The 21,967-nt window shown below is 65.0% G+C and carries 15 protein-coding genes; 13 read left to right on the forward strand and 2 right to left on the reverse strand.

Going from position 1 to position 21,967, the window contains the following annotated elements:
* Positions 1–135: 135 nt before the first annotated feature.
* Positions 136–5,001 (reverse strand): NAD-glutamate dehydrogenase, encoded by a 4,866-nt coding sequence (locus tag LOY54_RS19075; RefSeq protein WP_045195028.1) that lies wholly within the window; start codon positions 4,999–5,001, stop codon positions 136–138.
* 347 nt (positions 5,002–5,348) lie between these two features.
* On the opposite strand from LOY54_RS19075, the gene LOY54_RS19080 reads away from it, so the two are divergent.
* The 13 genes from LOY54_RS19080 to LOY54_RS19140 all read left to right on the forward strand — a co-directional run bounded on the left by LOY54_RS19080 (position 5,349) and on the right by LOY54_RS19140 (position 21,704).
* Positions 5,349–5,702 carry a hypothetical protein gene (locus tag LOY54_RS19080; protein WP_258607590.1) on the forward strand — a complete coding sequence of 118 codons (354 nt, stop codon included), beginning with the start codon at positions 5,349–5,351 and terminating at the stop codon, positions 5,700–5,702.
* A gap of 75 nt (positions 5,703–5,777) precedes the next feature.
* Positions 5,778–6,488, forward strand: coding sequence for a FadR/GntR family transcriptional regulator (locus LOY54_RS19085; protein WP_045195031.1), 711 nt, complete (start codon positions 5,778–5,780; stop codon positions 6,486–6,488).
* Positions 6,489–6,597: 109 nt separating this feature from the next.
* Entirely contained in the window at positions 6,598–7,791 is a 1,194-nt protein-coding gene (lhgO, locus tag LOY54_RS19090; RefSeq protein ID WP_195884709.1) for an L-2-hydroxyglutarate oxidase, read from the forward strand.
* Between the two features lie 46 nt (positions 7,792–7,837).
* On the forward strand, positions 7,838–9,166 hold the full coding sequence (locus LOY54_RS19095) for an MFS transporter (protein WP_258607592.1): 1,329 nt from the start codon (positions 7,838–7,840) through the stop codon (positions 9,164–9,166).
* 202 nt (positions 9,167–9,368) lie between these two features.
* Positions 9,369–10,328 (forward strand): MoxR family ATPase, encoded by a 960-nt coding sequence (locus tag LOY54_RS19100; protein WP_038994235.1) that lies wholly within the window; start codon positions 9,369–9,371, stop codon positions 10,326–10,328.
* 4 nt (positions 10,329–10,332) lie between these two features.
* Positions 10,333–11,277, forward strand: coding sequence for a DUF58 domain-containing protein (locus LOY54_RS19105; protein ID WP_045195038.1), 945 nt, complete (start codon positions 10,333–10,335; stop codon positions 11,275–11,277).
* Entirely contained in the window at positions 11,274–11,768 is a 495-nt protein-coding gene (locus tag LOY54_RS19110) for a DUF4381 domain-containing protein (RefSeq protein ID WP_093380674.1), read from the forward strand. The genes LOY54_RS19105 and LOY54_RS19110 overlap by 4 nt, the downstream gene beginning before the upstream one ends.
* Positions 11,761–12,837 (forward strand): VWA domain-containing protein, encoded by a 1,077-nt coding sequence (locus LOY54_RS19115; RefSeq protein ID WP_045195041.1) that lies wholly within the window; start codon positions 11,761–11,763, stop codon positions 12,835–12,837. The genes LOY54_RS19110 and LOY54_RS19115 overlap by 8 nt, the downstream gene beginning before the upstream one ends.
* Positions 12,834–14,555 carry a tetratricopeptide repeat protein gene (locus LOY54_RS19120; protein WP_258607593.1) on the forward strand — a complete coding sequence of 574 codons (1,722 nt, stop codon included), beginning with the start codon at positions 12,834–12,836 and terminating at the stop codon, positions 14,553–14,555. The genes LOY54_RS19115 and LOY54_RS19120 overlap by 4 nt, the downstream gene beginning before the upstream one ends.
* Positions 14,552–16,177: a BatD family protein gene (locus tag LOY54_RS19125; protein ID WP_258607594.1), complete on the forward strand. Its 1,626-nt coding sequence runs from the start codon at positions 14,552–14,554 to the stop codon at positions 16,175–16,177. Before LOY54_RS19120 ends, LOY54_RS19125 begins: the two co-directional genes overlap by 4 nt.
* Before the next feature lie 51 nt (positions 16,178–16,228).
* Entirely contained in the window at positions 16,229–17,470 is a 1,242-nt protein-coding gene (locus LOY54_RS19130; protein ID WP_258607595.1) for an exonuclease SbcCD subunit D C-terminal domain-containing protein, read from the forward strand.
* A complete protein-coding gene (locus LOY54_RS19135) occupies positions 17,467–21,114 on the forward strand; it encodes an AAA family ATPase (RefSeq protein ID WP_258607596.1) in 3,648 nt (1,215 codons plus the stop codon). Before LOY54_RS19130 ends, LOY54_RS19135 begins: the two co-directional genes overlap by 4 nt.
* Entirely contained in the window at positions 21,111–21,704 is a 594-nt protein-coding gene (locus LOY54_RS19140) for a glutathione S-transferase (protein WP_258607597.1), read from the forward strand. Before LOY54_RS19135 ends, LOY54_RS19140 begins: the two co-directional genes overlap by 4 nt.
* Here the strand turns inward: LOY54_RS19140 and LOY54_RS19145 are convergent.
* A complete protein-coding gene (locus LOY54_RS19145) occupies positions 21,701–21,880 on the reverse strand; it encodes a hypothetical protein (protein ID WP_010223291.1) in 180 nt (59 codons plus the stop codon). The genes LOY54_RS19140 and LOY54_RS19145 overlap by 4 nt on opposite strands.
* Between the last annotated feature and the right edge of the window lie 87 nt (positions 21,881–21,967).

A 21,967-nucleotide genomic window follows, 5' to 3' on the forward strand; every position in this document is an offset into this window, starting at 1 on the left:
TGCAAGCTTCAAGCGACAAGAAAAAGCAGGCGGCGCTGTTGGTGAGAACGTTGTTAGCTTGCACGAGTAGCAAGCTGAAAGCTGCAAGCGGAAACAACGCATTCCACTTGCAGCTTGTAGCTTAAAGCTAGCCGCTTAAGACGGCATCACCGTTGCCTGGCCACTCAGGGCCAGGTCCACCAGTTCGCGGTTGGCCACCGCGTACATGGCGTAGTCGGTGCCGGTAGCGGCACGCAGCTCGTCGAGCATGGCGCGCCAGCGCTCGACCATGACCCGGTGCTGATCCAGCCACAGGGCCACACGGGCGTCCATGTCCTCGGGTGCGTCGATCATCTGCAGCACCGAGATGGTGATCGCCCGTTGCTGCAGGTCGATATCATCGCGGAAGGCTTCACGGGCCAGGGCCTGCCAGTTGTTTTCCACCGGCAGGTTGCTGATTTCCTGCAGGTACCAGGTCAGGTCCAGGGCGCTGCCAACGGCGAAGAAGGCCTTGGCCACTTCGGCCGGGTCCTGGCCGGTGACGTCGGAAGCCTCGATGATCGGCAACAGGGTGTACAGGTGCGTAGTGCCGGCCACCATGCGTGCCAGCAGCTCCGGCACGCCGGCTTCGACAAAGCCCTGGTAACGGGTCATCCAGCGCTCGCGGGTCGGCCCTTCCAGCAGTTCGTCAAGCTTGAGCCCCAAAGCAGCGATCTTCGGTCCGAAGTGCGCCACGTCACGCCCGGCATCCTGCTCGTTACGACGGCTGCGCAGGAACCAGCGGGTCGCACGGCGGCCCAGACGCATCAGCTCGTCCATCAGGGTCAACTGGATTTCAGCCGGGACCTGGTAGTCCAGCGCCTCGATCTGACGGAACCAGTGCGGCAGGTGGAAGATGTCGCGCACGATCACGTAGGCGCCAGCGACGTTCGCCGGGCTCATGCCGGTGGACTCTTTCAGGCGCTGAACGAAGGTGATGCCCATGTTGTTGACCAGATCGTTGGCGATCTGGGTGCTGACGATCTCGCGTTTCAGGCGATGGCGGCGCATGGCCTCGGCGAACTTGCTTACCAGCGACGGCGGGAACGCGGTTTCCATGTCGCGGGTCAGGTAGTCATCGTCCGGCACCAGCGACTTGAGCAACTGCTCCTTGAGGTCGATCTTGCTGTACGAGATCAGCACCGACAGCTCGGCACGGGTCAGGCCCTGACCGGCGGCCAGGCGCTCGGCCAGTTGCTCTTCGGTCGGCAGGAACTCGATGGCGCGGTCCAGCTTGCCACGGCCTTCAAGGTCGGCCATCAGGCGCTTGTATTCAGCGATGCGCTCCTTGGCCCGACGCGCAGCCAGCGACAACGCCTGGGTCTGCTTGTAGTTGTTGCCCAGCACCAGGCCGGCCACTTCGTCGGTCATGCTGCCCAGCAGCTGGTTGCGCTGCTTCTCGGTCATGTCGCCAGCCTGCACCACTTCGTTGAGCAGGATCTTGATGTTGACCTCGTGGTCGGAGCAGTCCACGCCACCGGCGTTGTCGATGAAGTCGGTGTTGGTGGCGCCGCCGTTCAAGCCGAACTCGACCCGGCCCAGCTGGGTCATGCCGAGGTTGCCGCCCTCGCCCACCACCTTGCAGCGCAGCTCGTTGCCGTCCACGCGCAGGGCGTCGTTGGCCTTGTCGCCGACGTCAGCGTGGCTTTCCTCACTGGACTTGACGTAGGTGCCGATACCGCCGTTCCACAGCAGGTCGACCGGCGCCTTGAGCAGTGCATTGAGCAGCTCGGTCGGGGTCAGCTTGTCGGCTTCGATGGCGAAGCGCTCTTTCATCTGCGCGGTGATCGCGATGCTTTTCGCACTGCGCGGGAAGATCCCGCCACCTTCGGACATGATGCTGGTGTCGTAGTCGCTCCAGGCCGAACGCGGCAGGTCGAACAGGCGCTGGCGCTCGGCGAAGCTGCTGGCCGGCTCCGGGTTCGGGTCGATGAAGATGTGCAGGTGGTTGAACGCCGCCACCAGTTGCAGCTTGTCGGACATCAGCAGGCCGTTGCCGAACACGTCACCGGCCATGTCGCCGACGCCGACCACGGTGATCGGGTCTTCCTGGACGTTGATGCCGCGCTCGCGGAAGTGACGCTGCACGCCAACCCAGGCGCCACGGGCGGTAATGCCCATTTTCTTGTGGTCGTAACCGGCCGAGCCACCGGAGGCGAACGCATCGCCGAGCCAGAAGCCGTAGTCGATGGCAATGCCGTTGGCGATATCGGAGAAGGTCGCGGTGCCTTTGTCGGCAGCCACCACCAGGTACGGGTCATCGTCGTCATGCCGGACGACGTTGGCCGGCGGCACCAGGGCGCCGTCCTTGAGGTTGTCGGTGATGTCCAGCAGGCCGGAAATGAAGATCCGGTAGCAGGCGATGCCTTCGGCCTGGATATCGTCGCGGCTGCCGCCCAGCGGCAGGCGACGCGGCAGGAAACCGCCCTTGGCGCCGACCGGCACGATCACCGAGTTCTTCACCTGCTGGGCTTTTACCAGGCCCAGCACTTCGGTGCGGAAGTCTTCTTCACGGTCCGACCAGCGCAGGCCGCCGCGGGCGACGTTGCCAAAGCGCAGGTGCACACCCTCGACCCGTGGCGAGTAGACGAAGATCTCGAACTTCGGCACCGGCTTGGGCAGCTCGGGGATCAGCTTGGGGTTGAACTTGAAGCTGAAGTACGACTTGTTATGGCCCTGGGCATCGGTCTGGTAGAAGTTGGTGCGCAGGGTGGCCTTGATCAGGTCCAGGTAGCGACGCAGGATGCGGTCTTCGTTGAGCACCTGAACGTCGTCCAGGGCGGTGAGGATCGCCTGTTCCAGACGCTGCTGCTTGTCGTCGAGGTCTTCGCTGGTGAGCTTGCGCGCCAGGTAGAAGCGGGTCTTGAACAACCGGGTCAGCTCGCGGGCGATGTCGGTGTGGTTGTTCAGGGTGCTGGCGATGTAACCGAGGTCGAAGCCCAGGCGGATCTGCTTGAGGTAGCGGGCGTAGGCACGCAGCAGCGCCACGTCGCGCCATGGCAGGCCGGCGGTCAGCACCAGGCGGTTGAAGGCGTCGTTCTCGGCATCGCCATTGACGATGTGCACGAATGCATCCTGCAGGGTGTCGTTGAGCTGCTGGATGTCGAGGTTCAGGCCTTCGGCGGCGGTGAAGGCAAAGTCATGAATCCAGTACTCGCGGCCATTGGCGTGGCGCAGGCGGTAGGGGAACTCGCCGAGCACGCGCAGGCCGAGGTTTTCCAGGATCGGCAGCACATCTGAAAGCGCCAACGGCGTATCGGCGTGGTACAGCTTGCAGTGCAGCTGCTGTTTGCCGGCCTGGGTCAGCGGCTGGTAGAAGCTCATGACCAGCGGCTTGCGCTCGGACAGGGTCAGCAGGTGCTGCATGTCGACCACCGCCGAATGGGCGGCGAAACGCTCGCGGTAACCGGCCGGGAAGCCTTTCGGGAAATCGGCCAGGACGTTGGTGCCCTGGGCTTCGCCGAAGCTTTCGACGGTCAGGCTGGCGTAGTCGTCCTGCCACGAACGGCAGGCCTGGATCACTTCGTTTTCCAGTTGCTGCGGGTCGATGTCGATGCGGTTTTTCGGGTCGACGCGCAGAATCAGCTGCACGCGGGCCAGTACCGACTCGGAGAAGAAGGTCCAGAACTCGCAGTCGCTGGCCTTGAGGCGCTCCATCAGCACCTGCTGGATCTTCTGCCGCACTTCGGTGGAGTAGATATCACGCGGCACGTAGGCCAGGCAGTAGCAGAAGCGGCCGTACGGGTCCTTGCGCAGGAACACGCGGATCTTGTTGCGCTCCTGGATCTGCACGATCGACATGACGGTGCTGAACAGCTCGTCGACCGGGGTCTGGAACAGGTCGTCGCGCGGCAGCACTTCCAGGACCTGCGCCAGCTCCTTGCCCAGGTGGGCCTTGGGGTCGAAGTGCGAGCGGCGCTCGACTTCGGCGACCTTGCCACGGATGTAGGGGATCGCGCGCACGCTCTCGCCATACACCGAAGAGGTGTACAGGCCCATGAAGCGGCATTCCTTGATGACCTTGCCGTCGGCGTCCAGCTGGCGGATCGACACGTAGTCCGGGTAGGCCGGACGGTGCACGCGGCTTGGGTGCGCGGCCTTGGCGAAGGACAGCAGCAGCGGCTCTTGCAGGTAATTGACGGCGTAGTCTTCGATGCGCAGGTCTTCGGCGGTGAGACCGACGCGCAGCATGCGGGTCAAGCCGAGGAACGACTGCTCGTCGTATTGCAGCTGGCCGCCCTGGGCGTCGCCATGGACGACGAATTCTTCGTAGCCGAGGAAGGTGAAGTGGTTGCCCAGCAGCCACTCGAGGAACGCCTTGACCTCGGCCTTTTCATTTTGTGCCGGGGCGTAGGCGGTTTGTTCAACCAGCGCCACGACCTCGCGCAGCTTGGCTTTCATCGGCTCGAAATCGGCGACGGCGACACGCACTTCAGCCAGCACCTGCTCAAGCTCGCGGGTCAGCAGGTTGAGTTCGGCAGTATTGGCGCAGCGGTCGATCTCCAGGTACATCAGCGATTCTTGCAGCACGCCTTCGCCCTGGGTGCCCTTGGGCAGGATTTCCAGCAGCTCGCCTTTCGGCCCGCGACGCACGCTCAGTACGGTGGTCTGCAGGGTATGGATGCTGTAGCCGCGGCGGTTGAGCTCGGTGCGCACCGAGTCGACCAGAAATGGCAGGTCATGGTGCAGGACTTCGACCGCGGTGTGGGTCGACTGCCAGCCATGACGCTCGTAATCGGGGTTGTAGACGCGAACCTGAGGCTGGGAGTGATCGAAACGCTCGATGATGCGCCACGCAGAGAGGGTGCAACCGGCCAGGTCCGACATACGGCGCTGGGTGAGTTCGTCCAGAGAGATGATGCCGAAGAACTGCTCGGCGAACAGCGCCACTTGTGGCAGTGCCTGTTCGCTGATGTGCTGCGCCAGGGCCGCTTGCAGTTGATGCTGGAAGTCGGCTTTGCTGGCTGCGGTGAAAAACGCCATCTGTGGTACTCCGCTTGGGCTTTATTATTGAGTGAAGCGTCGCGCGCGTCCGCCGTTTACGGATCAACGATAGCCAACCCGTAGCAGGAGGACGGTAAAACCATAGAAACAGGCGCTCAAGGTGACCCGCAAGTCACATCTTCCCGCTCCACGGATGGGCATCTGCAAAAACGACTGCCAGCGCGGCTGTGTCTTTACGGGTGTCCATCGACAGCGCAGCTTAACGAGTGCCCGCCCGCCCCTGCTTGCGGTGCTGCGACATATTCGGTCATTGAGGTGCAACCGTACGTTTATCCACAGGCCGAAGACTGGCAGAATCGTGTTTCAACTTATTGATCGAGCCGCTCATGCAATTCAAGACCGCCCTGCTCTTCGCCACCCCCTGCGATGATGAAGAAGACAACATGGCCACCCTGTGCTGCCACAGCGACAAGGGCCAGATGTTCCTCATGACGCGCTATCCGGACGAAGACACGGTGGACATCACCCTGGATGACGAGCCAAGCACCCTCGATGGCCTCAAAGTGACCTTCAGTGCCAAACGCTTGATGATCGAAGTGGCAGCGGGCGATACCGATGCGCTCAATGGCGACGACTTTCTGGAAATCCTGCTTACCGCCGACGGCACCGACCTCGCCGAAGTCGAAGAAACCCTGCAGAACATCCTCAAGGGCACCGGCACCTACATCAGCGAGCTGTAATCGCCCACGCGGTTTCTTGACAAGGAACCGCTGCAAAAGGCATTGTCTGACAACCTGATTAATGAGCCACCCCTCATGCTTGAGCTTCAGCGCCCCGACACCCTGGTCGAACGGGTTGTCGGCGCCATCCGCGCCGAAATCGATTCCGGTCGCCTGGCGGCCGAATCGCGCCTGCCCACCGAACAGCAACTGGCCGAGCAATTGAACGTCAGCCGCTCGGTGGTACGCGAGGCAGTGGCCCAGCTCAAGGCGGACGGGGTGCTGATCGCCCGCCGCGGCCTGGGTTCGTACATTTCGCAAACCCCGACCGGCACGGTCTTCCGCTTCCCTGCTGCGCAAGGCCGCAGCCCGGACCTGGTGCAGATGTTCGAAGTGCGCCTGTGGATCGAGACCCAGGCCGCCTCGGTAGCCGCCCAGCGCCGCGACGCCGCTGACCTGGCGCGCATGGGCAAGGCCCTGCAGGAGATGCTCGACAAGCGCAGCGAGTTTGCCGTGGCCGCCGCTGCCGACGTGGAGTTTCATCGGGCCATCGCCGAGGCCAGCAAGAACGATTATTTCGTCGCTTTCCATGATTTTCTGCGTGGCCAGCTGGCCGCAGCCCGTCGCACCGCCTGGGAAAACTCGGCGGCGCATTCGGTCGGCGGTTCGGCCGATGCCCATCGCGAGCATCAGGCGCTGTACCAGGCCATCGCCGATGGCGACCGGCTTGGCGCCGCAGCCTGCGCCGAAGCGCACCTGCGGGCCTCGGCCAAACGCCTGAAACTGGACCTGCCGAGTATCGACTGAACACCCTATAGAACGGGCGCTGCGGCATGGCGCCCTTTTGTTTGACCTACTTAGTCTGACAACCTGATAAGCAGACTCTCTGATAAGAACAAGCCAAGGTGACACCTGCATGATCTACGACTACTGCATCATCGGCGGCGGCATCGTCGGCCTCGCCACCGCCATGGCGCTGCTGGAACGCCAACCGGGCGCCTCCTTGCTGATCCTGGAAAAGGAAAGCAGCCTGGCCAAGCACCAGACCGGGCATAACAGCGGCGTGATTCACGCAGGCATCTATTACGCGCCGGGCAGCCTCAAGGCCGACCTGTGCAAGCGCGGCGCCCAGGCCACCAAAGCGTTCTGCAGCGAGCACCAGATCAAGTTCGAAGTCTGCGGCAAGTTGCTGGTGGCCTCGACGCCGCTGGAAGTCGAGCGCATGCGTGCCCTGTACGAGCGCTCGCAGCAGAACGGCCTGAAGGTCGAACAGTTGGATGCCAAGGAGCTGCAACGCCGCGAGCCGAACATCGTCGGCCTCGGCGGCCTGTTCCTCGATGCCACCGGCATTGTCGACTACCAGCAGGTCTGCGAAGCCATGGCCCGGGTCATCCAGCGATTCGGCGGCGAAGTGCAGCTGCAAACCACCGTGCGCGCTATTGTCGAAACCGCCGACAAGGTCACCATCAGCAGCGACGACAAGGTCTGGAGCGCCCGCCAGCTGGTGGCCTGTGCCGGCCTGCAATCGGACCGCCTGGCAACCATGGCCGGGGTCAAGATCGACCACCAGATCATCCCCTTCCGCGGCGAATACTTCCGCCTGCCTGCGGCCAAGAACGACATCGTCAACCACCTGATCTACCCGATCCCCGACCCGGAGCTGCCGTTTCTTGGCGTGCACCTGACGCGGATGATCGACGGCAGCGTTACCGTCGGGCCGAACGCGGTACTGGGGCTGGGCCGGGAAAACTACCGCAAGTTCTCGGTGAACTGGCGCGACGTTGCCGAATACGCGCGTTTTCCGGGGTTCTGGAAAACCATCTGGAACAACCTTGGTTCCGGCACCGCCGAGATGAAGAACTCGCTGTTCAAAGGCGGCTACCTGGAGCAATGCCGCAAGTACTGCCCGTCGCTGAATGTCGAAGACCTGCTGCCCTATGAGGCCGGCATCCGCGCCCAGGCGGTGATGCGCGACGGCACCCTGGTGCACGACTTCCTGTTCGCCGAGACGCCGCGCATGGTGCACGTCTGCAACGCGCCGTCACCGGCGGCCACCTCGGCCATCCCGATCGGCCAGATGATCGCCGAAAGGATCTTCAAGGCCCGCTGAATCCTGCTGCACACCTAACTACAAAGACAAAAAAGGAACACCCCACATGTCGGTACATGAGGCGGCTGCGGCCGCGAGCGAAACCCCGGAACAAAAACGCAAACGCCTGCGCAAGGTCGCCGCCGCGACCATCTTCGGCTCGATGCTGGAGTGGTACGACTTCTACCTGTACGCGACCATGGCGGCGATCGTCTTCTCGAAGATCTTCTTCGACCCGAGCAACCCCGCGGTGGCGTCGCTGCTGGCGTTCTCCACCTTCGCCATCGGCTTTATCGCCCGCCCCTTCGGCGGCGTACTGTTCGGCTACCTGGGCGACCGCTTCGGGCGCAAGCAGGTACTGGTCATCACCTTCTGCATGATGGGCGTGTGCACTACCCTGATCGGCCTGATCCCCAGCTACGCCTCGATCGGTATCTGGGCGCCGATCATCCTCGTGCTGGTACGCATCATTCAGGGCCTGGGCGCCGGTGCCGAGCTGTCTGGCGCGGCGGTGACCTCTTATGAACACGCCAGCGAAGGCAAGCGCGGCAGCCAGGGCGCCTGGCCGGCGCTGGGCCTGAACCTGGGCCTGCTGCTGTCGTCGCTGACCGTCTACCTGCTGACCATGAACGGCAACGAGTTCCTGCTCGCCGGCGGCTGGCGCATCCCGTTCATCTGCAGCATCGTGCTGGTCGGCGTCGGCCTGTGGGTGCGTAAAAGCATCCCGGAAACCCCGGACTTCAAAGAGCTCGACAAAACCCCGGCCAAGGACCAGGTATCGCCGCTCAAACTGCTGTTTCGCAACGACCTCAAAGGCCTGGCCGTGGTGTTCTTCGTGGCCATCGGCTACAACGCCCTGAGCTACATCTTCAAGACCTTCTCGCTGGCTTATCTGACCCAGTACAAAGGCGTTGAAGCCCATGTCACCTCGTTGTCAGTGACCATCGCCAGCCTGGTAGCGATCATCGCCGTGCCGTTCTTCGGCTGGCTGTGCGACAAATGGAGCAGCAAGACCGTGCTGATGCTCGGCGGGCTGTTCTCGGTGCTGTTCGCCTACCCGTTCCTGAGCCTGCTCAACACCGGCGAGCCGATGATGATCTACCTGGCGATTGCCATCGGTACCGGCATCCTCGCACCGATGATGTTTGCCCCGCAGGGCTCGTTCCTCAGCCGCCAGTTCCCGACCCAGACCCGCTCTTCGGGCTTTGGCACCGGGCGCGAGATCGGCACCGCCGTGGCCGGCGGCCTGGCACCGCTGGGCGGCCTGGCGCTGGTGGCCAACTCGGCGACCCACTCCACCGACGGCGTGGCGCTGATTCTGGCGGTGGCGGCGGTGTTCGTGGTGGTGTTTGCCCTGTGTGACCAGGGCCGCAAGCATTCCAGCTTCAAGAACTGACACCCCGGCTCCCACAGGGTCAGCGCGATCCCTGTGGGAGTTGGCGTTGCCGACGATGGGCTGCACAGCAGCCCCGACTTCACGATTTGAACAATTTTCCCTGCTGCCGTTAGTCGCAAGCCCCCGGATGGATTAAAGTATCAGCCCCCGCCCGGGCGCTTTTACGCCGCACGCCCTGGCTTTTTTCCAGGAACCGTCAACGATGGAACACCGTGAGGCGCTGATCGCGCTGCGCACCTTTCTTTCAACCCAGATCCTGGGCCAGGAAAAACTCGTCGAGCGCTTGCTCATCGTGCTCCTCGCCGACGGCCACATGCTGGTCGAAGGCGCCCCGGGCCTGGCCAAGACCAAGGCCATCAAGGAACTGGCCGAAGGCGTCGAAGCCGAGTTCCATCGTATCCAGTTCACCCCCGACCTGCTCCCGGCCGACATCACCGGCACCGAGATCTATCGCCCGGAAACCGGCAGCTTCGTGTTCCAGCAGGGGCCGATCTTCCACAACCTGGTATTGGCCGACGAAATCAACCGCGCCCCGGCCAAGGTTCAGTCGGCGCTGCTCGAGGCCATGGCCGAACGCCAGGTCAGTGTCGGGCGCAGTACCTACGAGCTGTCGCCGCTGTTCCTGGTGATGGCCACGCAGAACCCGATCGAGCAGGAAGGCACCTACCCGCTGCCCGAAGCCCAGCTCGACCGCTTCCTCATGCACGTCAAGATTGGTTTTCCCGATGCCGCCGTCGAACGGCGCATCCTCCAGCAGGCCCGGGGCGAGGCGCTCAACGGCGAGACCAAGCCGGAACGACGGGTCAGCCAGCAGGCGATCTTTGCCGCGCGCAAGGAAATCCTCGGCCTGTACATGGCCGACGCGGTAGAGGAATACCTGGTGCAACTGGTGATGGCCACCCGCACCCCGGCCAAGTTCGACCTGGAGCTGGCCGACTGGATCGCCTACGGCGCCAGCCCGCGCGGATCGATTGCCCTCGACCGCTGCGCGCGGGCTCATGCCTGGCTGGCCGGACGCGACTTCGTCAGCCCTGAAGACATCCAGGCGGTGCTGTTCGACGTACTGCGCCACCGCATCATTCTTTCCTTCGAGGCCGAGGCCGCCGGGATTGACCAGGACCGGGTGATCCAGCGCATCCTCGACGTCGTCGCCGTCGCCTGAACCCATGCCCAATCGCCTGCTGGCCGCGCCCGGAATCCGCATCAGCCTCGCCGAGCTGATCGAGATGCGCCATCGCGTGCGCGAAGTGCAGTTGTTCTCCCGGCCCGGCCAGCGCAGCCCGCTGGTCGGCCTGCACCACTCGAAACTGCGCGGACGCGGGGTCGACTTCGACCAGGTGCGGGTGTACCAGGCCGGCGACGATGTGCGCAACATCGACTGGCGGGTGACCGCGCGTACCCAGGAGCCGCATACCAAGCTGTTCCATGAGGAGCGTGAACGGCCGATCTTCATCCTCGTCGAACAAAGCCAGCGTCTGTTCTTCGGTTCCGGGCTGATGTTCAAGTCGGTGCTCGCCGCCCAGGCCGCCGCCCTGATCGGCTGGGCTGCGCTGGGCCACAACGACCGCATTGGCGGCCTGGTGTTCGGCGACAACGAGCACTACGAAATCAAGCCACGGCGCAGCAAGCAGAGCCTGTTGCAGTTGCTCAACCGCCTGGCACGGGTCAACCAGTCGCTGCACACCGAAGCCGTGCCCCAGGCCGACAGCCTCGGTATCGCCCTGCGCCGCGCCCGCGAAGTGCTGCGCCCGGGCAGCCTGGCAATCATCATCTGCGACGAGCGGGCGCTGACGCCTGCGGTCGAGCAGCAATTGAGCCTGCTTTCGCGTCATTGCGACCTGCTGCTGTTGCCGCTGTCCGACCCGCTCGACCATGCCCTGCCGGCCGCCGGCCTGCTGCGCTTTGCCCAGCACGGTGCGCAACTGGAGCTCGACACCCTCGACCCGACCCTGCGCAAGAGCTACCGCCAGCAAAGCGAGGCGCGCATCGAACGCTGGGAGCTGCTGGCGCAAAAGCTGCGGGTGGTGCTGATGCCGCTGAGCACCCAGAGCGAGATGATCGAGCAACTGCGCGAGTACCTTAACGCGCAACGACCGGGGAAAACCTCGTGAACCCGCTCGATCAATTGCAGCCGCTGCTGGCCCCACCGCCGATCGGCTGGTGGCCGCTGGCGCCAGGCTGGTGGGCACTGCTGTTGCTACTGCCGCTACTGGCTTGGGGCCTGTGGCGCCTGCGCCATTGGCGCCCGGGCAAAAAGCCCATCGTGCGCGCCGAACTGCCTCTGGACCCAGTACGCATCGAGGCACTGGCCGAACTCGCGCGCCTGCCCAAACCCTACGACGGTGCCCCGGCCGGGGCCTGGCTGCAGCAGATCAACGCGCTGCTCAAGCGCCTGTGCCGCAACCATTACCCGGGCAGCCACAGCCATACCCTCAACGGCCGCCAATGGCTGGCGTTTCTTGATAACCGCTGCCCGGCCGCCGGTCTGACCCGCTGGATGGTACTGGTCGAAGGCGCCTACAAGCCCGAATGCAAACTCGACGACAAAGCCATCAACGGCCTCAACCAGTCGGTCGAAACCTGGATCCGCAAACATGTTTGAACTGGCCTGGCCGTGGATCTTCGTGCTGCTGCCGCTGCCCTGGCTGGCGCGCCTGCTGCTGCCGGCCGCCGACAGCGGCGAGCCGGTGCTCAAGGTCAGTTTCCTCGATGAACTCGAAGGCCTGGCCGGGCGCCGGGCGCGCCTGAACCTGCCGACCTGGCGCCAGCAAGCGCCATTCGTGCTGGTCTGGCTGTTGCTGCTGTTTGCCGCCGCCCGCCCGCAGTGGCTGGGCGAACCGCTGCCGGTGGCCGCCAGTGGCCGCGACCTGCTGGTGGCGGTGGATGTTTCCGGCTCCATGGACTTTCCCGACATGCAGTGGCAAGGCGACGACGTCAGCCGCCTGACCCTGGTCAAGGCCCTGCTCGGCGACTTTCTCGAAGAGCGCCAGGGCGATCGCGTCGGCCTGATCCTGTTCGGCAGCCAGGCCTACCTGCAGGCACCGCTGACTTTCGACCGGCGCACCGTACGCACCTTCCTCGACGAAGCGCAGATCGGCATCGCCGGCAAGAACACTGCCATTGGCGATGCCATCGGCCTGGCGCTCAAGCGCCTGCGTCAGCGCCCGGCGCAGAGCCGGGTGCTGGTGCTGGTCACCGACGGCGCCAACAACGGCGGGCAGATCCACCCGCTGACCGCCGCGCGCCTGGCCGCCCAGGAAAACGTGCGCATCTACACCATCGGCATTGGTGCCGACCCGGAGCAGACCGGCACCGCCGGCTTGCTGGGCATCAACCCGAGCCTGGACCTGGACGAAGCCTCGCTCAAGGAAATCGCCGAACTGACCGGCGGCAGCTACTTCCGCGCCCACGACGGCGAAGAACTGCAAGCCATCGGCGACGCCCTCGACCGCCTGGAGCCTGTGGCCCAGCAGCCGACCCAGGCGCGCACCGCCGAGCCGCTGTACAGCTGGCCGCTGGCCCTGGCGTTGGTGCTCAGCGTGCTGCTGGTGGTCGAACAGCAATGGCCCGACAACCTGTTGCAGCGCCTGCTGCGCCGCCCACGCTTCCTGCAGCCGCACCCGGAATGGCGCCAGCGCCTGCAACGGCTGCGCTTGAGGAGGCGGCGATGAACGAACTGTGGCCGCAATGGCTACGCCCGCTGTGGCTGGTCGTCCTGCCGCTGCTGGCCTGGTTGCTGTGGAAGCTCTGGCACCGGCAAAAACGCGCCGGGCGCTGGCAGATGATCCTGCCCGCGGCCTTCCATGCCGTGCTGCTCGGTGGCGGCAACGGTCGCGACAGCAAACTGCCGTGGATCGCGTTGGGCCTGGCCTGGCTGATCACCGTGCTGGCCCTGGTGGGCCCAAGCTGGCAGCGCCTGGAGGACACCCGCCAGCGCCCGGCCGACCCGCTGGTGGTGCTGCTTGAGCTGACCCCGCAGATGCTTGCCGACGACGCCGCGCCAAACCGCCTGGAACAGGCCCGACGCAAGATCCTCGACCTGCTCGAGCACCGCCGCGACAGCCAGACCGCGATCATCGTCTACGCCGGCAGCGCACACACCCTGGTGCCGCTGTCCGACGACCTGGCCACCAGCCGCAACCTGCTCGAAGCCCTGGACCCGGCGATCATGCCGCAAGCCGGCCAGCGCGCGGATCTTGCCGTGCGCAAGGGCCTGGCCCTGCTCGCCCAGGCAGGCATCGGCCAGGGCCGGCTGCTGTTGATCGGCTCATCGCTCGATACCCAGGAGCGCCAGGGCATCGTCCAGGCGCTTGGCCGCCAAGGCCCGAGCCTGTTGATGCTCGGCGTCGGCAGCGCCGAGGGGGCGCCGGTCAGGCAGGCCAACGGCGAGTTCCTCAAGGACGATCAGGGCGGCATCCTCTTGCCGCGCCTCGACAGCGCCAGCCTCAAAGCCTTTGTCACCAGTACCGGCGGGCGTTATCGCAGCGCCCGCATCGACGACCTCGACCTGCGCGGCCTGCGCCTGTTCGACAACCCGCGCAGCCTGCGAGACGATGGCCAGACCGTGCAGCTCGACAGCTGGGCCGACCAGGGCTATTGGCTGTTGCTGCCACTGTTGCTGCTGGCCGCCTGCGCCGGCCGCCGTGGCTGGCTGTTCTGCCTGCCGTTGCTGCTGGCCCTGCCGCAACCAAGCTACGCCTTCGAGTTCAACGACCTGTGGCTGCGCCCCGACCAGCAAGGCCAGCACCTGCTTGAGCAGCAGCGCCCGGCCGAAGCTGCGCGGCACTTCGAAGACCCGCAATGGAAAGGCCTGGCCTTGTATGAGGCCGGCGACTACAACGGCGCCGCGCGCCAGTTCGCCCAGGGCAACAGCGCCGCCGACCATTACAATCGCGGCAACGCCCTGGCCCGCAGCGGTGAACTGGAAGCCGCAGTGGATGCCTACGAACAGGCCCTGGAGCGCCAGCCGGAACTGCAACCGGCGCTGGCCAACAAGGCCCTGGTCGAGCAATTGCTGCAACAACGCCAGGCCGAACAGACGCCTGAGCAGCCGCCCGAAGACAGCCAGCAAAGCGACCCCAACAGCAGCAGCGACGCTGCCAGCAGCGCGCAGAACGCCCAGGACCAGGCCGCTGCAAAACCACCGCAAGAGGCCGATGAAGCGGGCAAACCTGCAGACAACGCCAACGAGCAGGCACAAAACCAGGCCAGCGGCGCGGACGACGAAGACACCACCCGCCCGCCCCAGCGCCCGACCGACAGCAGCCTTGATGCCGAACAGCGCCAGGCCCTGGAACAATGGCTGCGACAGATTCCGGACAACCCGGCCGAGCTGTTGCGGCGTAAATTCTGGTATGAACAGCAACAACATCAGGAAACCCATCGATGAGTCGCGTCTGCGTCCTGATCTTCAGCCTCTTTATCGCCCTGCAGGTGCAGGCGGCGGCGCTGCTCGCCAGTGTCGACCGCACCCGCCTGAATGCCGGCGAAACCCTTGAGCTGACCCTCGAGACCCAGGATGTCACCCAATTCGGCAAGCCCGACCTGACGCCGCTCGCTGCCAGCTTCGAGGTGCGCGGTACCCGCCAGGTCAACAGCCTCAACAGCCTCGACGAGAACAGCGCCAACACCCGCTGGATCATCACCCTGTTGCCACGCCAGAGCGGCAGCGTGGAAATTCCCGCCCTGCAGCTGGGCGAGGTGCGCAGCCAGCCGATCAGCCTGCAGATCCAGGCCAACGAGATCAGCAGCGAAAACCACGGGCCGGTGTTCATCGACGCCAGCCTCGACCAGCCCGAGGTTTACGTCCAGGCCCAGGCGGTGCTGACCCTGAGCATCTATCACTCGGTGCCGCTGTACGACGACAGCAGCCTCAGCCCGCTGCAGCTGGACAACGCCAGGGTCGAGCCGCTGGGTGAGTCGCGCACCTTCGAAAAAGTCATCGACGGTGTGCGCCACGGCGTGATCGAGATGCGCTATGCAATTTACCCGCAGCAAAGCGGCGACCTGAAAATCCCGGCCCTGACCTTCAGCGCCACCGCCGCGCAGAACGACGCCGAGCAGGAACTCAACACCCCGCGCGCCGGCAAGCAGGTGCAGGTCAGCTCGACGCCGCTGGTGTTGACGGTCGACCCGATCCCGGCCGATTACCCAGCCGATACGCCGTGGCTGCCGGCCAACAGCCTGACCCTGGAAGAACACTGGAGCCCGGACCCGGCCCAGCAACAGACGCAAATCGGCGACTCGCTGACCCGCACCGTGATCCTCCAGGCCGAGGGTTTGTCCAGCGCCCAGTTGCCACCACTGCCCGGCACCGAAGTGAGCGGCCTGCGCCGCTACCCGGACCAGCCGCAACTGCGCAACCAGGTCAATGACCGCGGCCTGCTCGGGGTGCGTGAAGAGCGCGAAGCGCTGGTACCGACCCACGCCGGCAGGCTGGAACTGCCGAGCCAGGAAGTGGTCTGGTGGAACACCCGCGAAGATCATCTGGAGCGCAGCAATCTGCCGGCGCGCAGCCTGCAGATCGAGGACAACCCGGCGCTGAGTGCCGACAAGCCGGCCAGCGTCGACCCGGTCACGGTGCACACCTACCTGCTCTGGCCCTGGCAACTGAGTACCCTGGTGCTGGCCCTGACCACCCTGCTGGGCTTCGCCCTGTGGTGGCGGGCGCGCTCGCAACCGGCGGTGCTGCGCGCGGCGCAAAGCGGGCCGAGCCCGCGCACCCTGCTTGATGACCTTAAACGCGCGTGCCAGGCCAACGACCCTCAAGCAACGCGCCAGGCCCTGGATGCCTGGGCGCGCCAGCAACCGGAAACCCTGGCCGAGATGGCCGCGCGTTTCGTGCCGCTGTCCGATGCCCTCGATGGCCTCAACGGCGCGCTGTACAGCGAAAGCGGGCAGTATTGGCAAGGCGAAGAATTATGGCGGGCCATCGGTACCATCCCGGCCGCCGAGCAGGTCCAGCCTGCACAAAGCGAGAACGGCAGCTTGCCGCCGCTGTACCCCAAATAACCTCAAGGCGTGACGCCCCGGGCGCCACGCCGGCACACTGCGGAACCCTTCATGCGTCTGTTTCACACCTCCGACTGGCACCTGGGTCAAACCCTGCACGGCCAGGAACGCGACTTCGAACACGCCTGCTTTCTCGAGTGGCTGCTCGGCCAGCTCAAGCTGCGCCAGCCCGATGCCCTGCTGATTGCCGGCGACATCTTCGACACCGTCAACCCGCCGGTCAAAGCCCAGGAACGGCTCTACGACTTCATCGTCCAGGCCCACGAACAGCAGCCCAAGCTGACCATCGTGATGATTGCCGGCAATCATGACTCCGGTTCGCGCATCGAGTTGCCGGCGCCGCTGATGCGCAGCCTGCGCACCCACGCCCTGGGCCGTGTGCAGTGGCTGGATGAAGGCGAGCTGGACAGCGAACGCCTGCTGATCCCACTGACCAACGCCAAAGGCAAGGTCGCCGCCTGGTGCCTGGCGCTGCCATTTTTGCGCCCGGCAGAAGTCACCGGTGCGCACCTGGGCGATGACTACCTGCGCGGCATCGCCCAGGTCCACGAAAAACTCATCGCCGCCGCCCTGCAACGGCGCAAAAACGGCCAGGCGCTGATTGCCGTGAGCCATGCGCACATGGCCGGCGGCTCGATCTCGGAAGACTCCGAACGCAGCCTGATCATCGGCAACGCCGAAGCCTTGCCGGCGCGGCTGTTCGCCCCGGAGATCAGCTACGTCGCCCTCGGCCACCTGCACAAACCGCAGAAGGTCAACCGCGAAGAGCGCATCCGCTACAGCGGCTCGCCGATCCCGCTGTCGTTCTCGGAAATCGGCTATCAGCACCAGGTCCTGGAAATCGAACTGGAAGGCGCCAAGCTTGCCAGCGTCGAATCGCGCCTGGTACCACGTGCCGTGCACCTGCAACGCCTCGGCCCGGCGCCGCTGGCCGAGGTGCTGGAGCAACTGGCCGAACTGCCGGTGGTCGACCTGCTCGACGATCCCCAGCGCCAACCCTGGCTGGAGATCCGCGTACGCCTGGACGAGCCCCTGCCCGACTTGCGGGCACAACTGGAAGACGCCCTGCACGGCAAGGCCGTGCGCCTGGTGCGCATCGCCGCCGAGTATGCCGGCAACGGCCGCAGCGCAGACGACAGCAGCGCCGACCTGCTGGAACTCGGCCAACTGACCCCGCACGAGCTGTTCAGCCGCGCCTGGGAGCAGGCCTACGGCAACGCCGTCGATGAACAGACCCTGGCCGACTTTGCCCTGTTGCTGCAGGACGTCCAGCAGGAGCAAGAACAGCCATGAAGATTCTCGCCATCCGCCTGAAGAACCTGGCCTCCCTGGAAGGCCCGATCGAGATCGACTTCAGCGCCGAGCCGCTGGCCAGCGCCGGCCTGTTCGCCATTACCGGACCTACCGGCGCCGGCAAGAGCACCCTGCTCGATGCCCTGTGCCTGGCGCTGTTCGGCGCGGTGCCGCGGCTGAGCAACATCGGCCGCGAAACCAAGTTGCCGGAAGTCGACAGCGACATCCTTACCAGCGACCCGCGCACCCTGCTGCGTCGGGGTTCGGGCAGCGGCTTTGCCGAGGTGGATTTCGTCGGCATCGACAGTCGTCGCTACCGCGCCCGCTGGGAAACCAACCGCGCCCGCGACAAGGCCAACGGCAAGCTGCAAGGCAGCCGCCAGAGCCTGCATGACCTGGACAGCGAGCAACTGCTGAGCAACCAGAGCAAGGCCGAATACAAGCAACTGATCGAGTCGCGCCTGGGACTTAATTTCGAGCAGTTCACCCGCGCCGTTATGCTCGCCCAGAGCGAGTTCAGCGCCTTCCTCAAGGCCGATGACAAAGAGCGCAGCGAGCTGCTGGAAAAACTCACCAACACGGCGATCTACAGCCAGTTGGGGCGCCGCGCCTACAGCAAGAGCAAAGAAGCCGAAGAGGCGCACAAAGCCCTGCAGGACCAGGCCAGCGGCGTGCTGCCCATGGCCGCCGAGGCTCGCGCCGAACTGGACCTGCACTACACCCAAGCGCTCGACGGGTTCAAGGCCGAACAGGCGCAACTGCGCCTGCTCGAACAGCAACGCAGCTGGCTCAGCGAGCTGCTGCAACTGCAAGAGCAAGTGCAGGCCGCCAGCGCGCAATTGCACAGCGCCCAACACCACCACGACAGCCTGCACGGTGAGCGGCTGAAGCTTGCGCGCCTGGAACAGTTGGCACCGCAGCGTCACCAGTTCGCCCGCCAGCAGGCGCTCAATGCCCAGCTCAGCCCGCTGGCCGCAAGTATCGCCGCGCAGCGCCAGCAACATGAGCAGTTGCAAGGCCGTCAGCAGCAGCTGCAGGACGAACAGGCCAAGGCCCGCGAAGCCCTGGGCCTGGCCCTGGCGCAACAAAGCGACAGCGCACCTGCGCTACGCCAGGCCTTTGCCGAGCAAAACACCCTGACCCGCCTGCAGCAGGAGCTGACCAACAGCACAGCGCTCAAGCAGCAGGCCGAACAGGCCAGTGCCGAAGGCCAGCAACAGCTGCTGAGCCTCAATGAGCAGCAACGCCTGAGCGAACAACGCTTGCAGCAGATCGGCGCGCAGCTTGAGCAAAGCGTGGCGCTGGCTGGCTTGAGCGAAGCCTGGAATGCCTATCGCCACCGCCTGCAGCAACTGATGCAACTGGGCAACCGCCTAAACCAGGGCCGTGCCGAACTGCCGGGCCTGCAGCAACGCGCCAGCGAGGCCCACGCCCAGCTTGAAACGCAACGCGCCGCCCTGGCCCTGCTCTACCGCGAAGCCGAGGCCGAACCCGAGGCACTGGCCGAACAGATCGGCCTGCTTGGCGAGCTGTTGCAGAAAAACCGCCAGCAGCAACGCCAGGTCGAAGAACTGAGCCGGCTGTGGAGCAACCAGCAAGAGCTCGAACAGCGCCTGCAAGCCCTGCGCGAACGCCAGCAAGCTGCCCTGCAACAACGCGAACAGCTGATCAGCGAAGGCCTCAATGGCAAAAACCAGCTGACCGCCGCCGAACAGGCGCTGAACGTTACTCGCCAGTTGCTCGAACGCCAGCGCCTGGCCCGCAGCCAGAGCGTCGAAGAACTGCGCGCGCAATTGCAGGACGACCAGCCCTGTCCGGTCTGCGGTAGCCAGGAACACCCTTACCATCAGCCCGAAGCCCTGCTGCAAAGCCTCGGCCGCCACGACCAGAACGAAGAAGCCAATGCCCAGCAGGTGGTCGACGGGCTGAAGAAGCAACTCGATGAGCTGCGCACGCAACTGGGCGGGGTCAACGGCCAGATCAAGGAGTACCTGCACCAGCAGGAGCAACTGGGCAGCCAGCAACAGGCGCTGCTGCCCAGCCTCCAAGCGCACCCGCTGTACCCGTCGCTGGCCGCTCAGGACGCAAGCCAGCGCAGCACCTGGCTGGACTTGCAGGCACGCAACCTGAACCACGACATCGGTCGTGACGAGCAGCGCCAGAACGCCCTGCTGACCCTGCAAAAAGACGCCAGCCGCCTGCAACAGCAGCTGCAGGCAGCCCAAGAAGCCAGCCAACAGGCCAGCCAGCACCTGAGCCAGCAGCAAACAGCGCTGGCCAGTGACGAAGAACGCCTGGAGCAGGAACTGGGCAGCTTCGCCAGCCTGTTGCCCGCTGACATCCTCAACGACCTGCGCCAGGAGCCGGCCGCCGCCTTCATGCGCCTGGACCAGCAACTGGCCCTGCGCCTGGATCTTTTGCAACGGCAAAAGGACGAACAGCAGGAACATGCCGAGCGCCAGCAGAGCCTGGACAAAGCCCAGCTGCAGCAACAGGCGCGGGTACAAAAACACGAAGAGCTGCAACAGCAGTGCACTGAGCTGGAACACCAGCATCAAAGTAGCCGCGACAGCCTCACCGCCCTGCTCGGCGAACAGGCCAGCGCCGAACACTGGCAGCAGCATCTGGAACAGGCCGTGGAGCACGCACGCCAGGCTGAAACCCAGGCGTTGCAACAACTGCAGCAAACCCAGGCGCAACTGATCGAACTGGCCGCCGAGCTCAAGGCCAAAGACGAACGCCTGAGCAACCTGGAACAGGAACACAACGAGGTTCGCGCGCAGATCGAACAATGGCGCCAGGGCCACCCGGAGCTGGACGACAGTGGCCTGGAGCAATTGTTGGCACTGGACGACAACGCCGTAGCGCAGCTGCGTCAGGGTCTGCAGGACGCCGAAAAAGCCATCGAACAGGCCCGCACCCTGCTGCAGGAGCGCCAGCAGCGCCTGGACCAGCATCAGACCCAGGGCAACGCCGAGCTCACCCGCGAAGCCCTGGAGCAGGTAATCGACAGCCTGCAGCTACAGCTGGCGGCCAGCGAACAGACCTGCGCCGAACTGCGTGCCGCCCAGGCTGAAGACCAGCGCCGGCAACTGGCGCACCAGGCCCTGGCCGAACGGATCGCCAGCGCCTACGGCGAATGGCAGCGCTGGGCGCGGCTCAACGCCCTGATCGGCTCGGCCACCGGCGACACCTTCCGCAAGATCGCCCAGGGCTACAACCTCGACTTGCTGGTGCACCACGCCAACGCCCAGTTGCGTCAGCTGGCCCGGCGCTACCGGCTCAAGCGCGGTGGCAGCCTGCTCGGTTTGCTGGTGCTGGACACGGAAATGGGCGACGAGCTGCGCTCGGTGCATTCGCTGTCGGGCGGTGAAACCTTCCTGGTCTCGCTGGCCCTGGCCCTGGGCCTGGCATCGATGGCCTCGAGCACCTTGCGCATCGAGTCGCTGTTCATCGACGAGGGCTTCGGCAGCCTTGATCCGGAGTCGCTGCAACTGGCCATGGACGCCCTCGACGGCCTGCAGGCCCAGGGCCGCAAGGTCGCGGTGATCTCCCACGTACAGGAAATGCACGAGCGTATCCCGGTGCAGATCCAGGTGCGTCGCCAGGGCAATGGCCTGAGCACGGTGGAGGTCAGCGGATGATCCTCTACTCGTTCCGCCGCTGCCCGTGGGCCATGCGTGCGCGCCTGGCGCTGCGCTATGCCGAGTGTCCGGTAGAGATTCGCGAAGTCAGCCTCAAGGCCAAGCCGGCCGAACTACTGGCACTGTCGCCCAAGGGCACGGTACCGGTGTTGAGTGCAGACGGCCTGGTGCTGGAGGAAAGCCTGGAGATCATGCGCTGGGCCCTGGCCCGGCATGATCCGCAAGACTGGCAACTGGCGGCCGACCCGCAGGCGGCGCAGGCCGCCGAGGCGCTGATCGAGCGCAATGATCGCCAGTTCAAGGTGCAGGTCAATCTGTACAAGTACGCTGAACGCTACCCACAGCACTCGCGTGAGGAGTACCGGGCACAGGCTGAACCCTGGCTGGCCGAACTGAATGAGCGACTGGCACACCAGGGCTACCTGTTCGCTGACCATCCAAGCCTGGCGGATGCGGCGTTACTGCCATTGATGCGCCAGTTCGCCGGGGTCGAGCCTGAATGGTTTGCCCAGGCGCCCTACCCGCACTTGCGGGCGTGGCTGCAGGGTTGGCTGGAGTCGGCGCTGTTCAAGGCGATCATGGCGCGCTAGTGCTGCGACTTGTGGTCCAGCGCGGCGTAGAAGTTGGCGCTTTGTTGCAGGTACTTCTGGGTGTAGCTCTGGGTCGACGATTTGCGCTCGCTGAGCTCGACATGGGCGTTGGCCGGCAGGACCACCGAAGCAGAAATGGCGGAAGCGGCGATGACCGGGAAAAGGTTGAAGTTCATGGCGCTGACCCTCGAAGTCTGTGGTTTGAAGTGGCCGTCTGGGGCCGTAGTTCAAACTTACGCCGCGAGCGCGGCGCACAGAAATTC

Origin of the sequence: Pseudomonas sp. B21-032, assembly GCF_024748965.1 — a bacterium.
Lineage (GTDB): Bacteria > Pseudomonadota > Gammaproteobacteria > Pseudomonadales > Pseudomonadaceae > Aquipseudomonas.

What these genes read in the sequence shown, in the direction of transcription:
- LOY54_RS19075 (WP_045195028.1), bottom strand. Translation starts at nt 5,001, where the DNA reads ATGGCGTTTTTCACCGCAGCCAGCAAAGCCGACTTCCAGCATCAACTG.
- LOY54_RS19080 (WP_258607590.1), top strand. Translation starts at nt 5,349, where the DNA reads ATGCAATTCAAGACCGCCCTGCTCTTCGCCACCCCCTGCGATGATGAA.
- LOY54_RS19085 (WP_045195031.1), top strand. Translation starts at nt 5,778, where the DNA reads ATGCTTGAGCTTCAGCGCCCCGACACCCTGGTCGAACGGGTTGTCGGC.
- lhgO (WP_195884709.1), top strand. Translation starts at nt 6,598, where the DNA reads ATGATCTACGACTACTGCATCATCGGCGGCGGCATCGTCGGCCTCGCC.
- LOY54_RS19095 (WP_258607592.1), top strand. Translation starts at nt 7,838, where the DNA reads ATGTCGGTACATGAGGCGGCTGCGGCCGCGAGCGAAACCCCGGAACAA.
- LOY54_RS19100 (WP_038994235.1), top strand. Translation starts at nt 9,369, where the DNA reads ATGGAACACCGTGAGGCGCTGATCGCGCTGCGCACCTTTCTTTCAACC.
- LOY54_RS19105 (WP_045195038.1), top strand. Translation starts at nt 10,333, where the DNA reads ATGCCCAATCGCCTGCTGGCCGCGCCCGGAATCCGCATCAGCCTCGCC.
- LOY54_RS19115 (WP_045195041.1), top strand. Translation starts at nt 11,761, where the DNA reads ATGTTTGAACTGGCCTGGCCGTGGATCTTCGTGCTGCTGCCGCTGCCC.
- LOY54_RS19120 (WP_258607593.1), top strand. Translation starts at nt 12,834, where the DNA reads ATGAACGAACTGTGGCCGCAATGGCTACGCCCGCTGTGGCTGGTCGTC.
- LOY54_RS19125 (WP_258607594.1), top strand. Translation starts at nt 14,552, where the DNA reads ATGAGTCGCGTCTGCGTCCTGATCTTCAGCCTCTTTATCGCCCTGCAG.
- LOY54_RS19130 (WP_258607595.1), top strand. Translation starts at nt 16,229, where the DNA reads ATGCGTCTGTTTCACACCTCCGACTGGCACCTGGGTCAAACCCTGCAC.
- LOY54_RS19135 (WP_258607596.1), top strand. Translation starts at nt 17,467, where the DNA reads ATGAAGATTCTCGCCATCCGCCTGAAGAACCTGGCCTCCCTGGAAGGC.
- LOY54_RS19140 (WP_258607597.1), top strand. Translation starts at nt 21,111, where the DNA reads ATGATCCTCTACTCGTTCCGCCGCTGCCCGTGGGCCATGCGTGCGCGC.
- LOY54_RS19145 (WP_010223291.1), bottom strand. Translation starts at nt 21,880, where the DNA reads ATGAACTTCAACCTTTTCCCGGTCATCGCCGCTTCCGCCATTTCTGCT.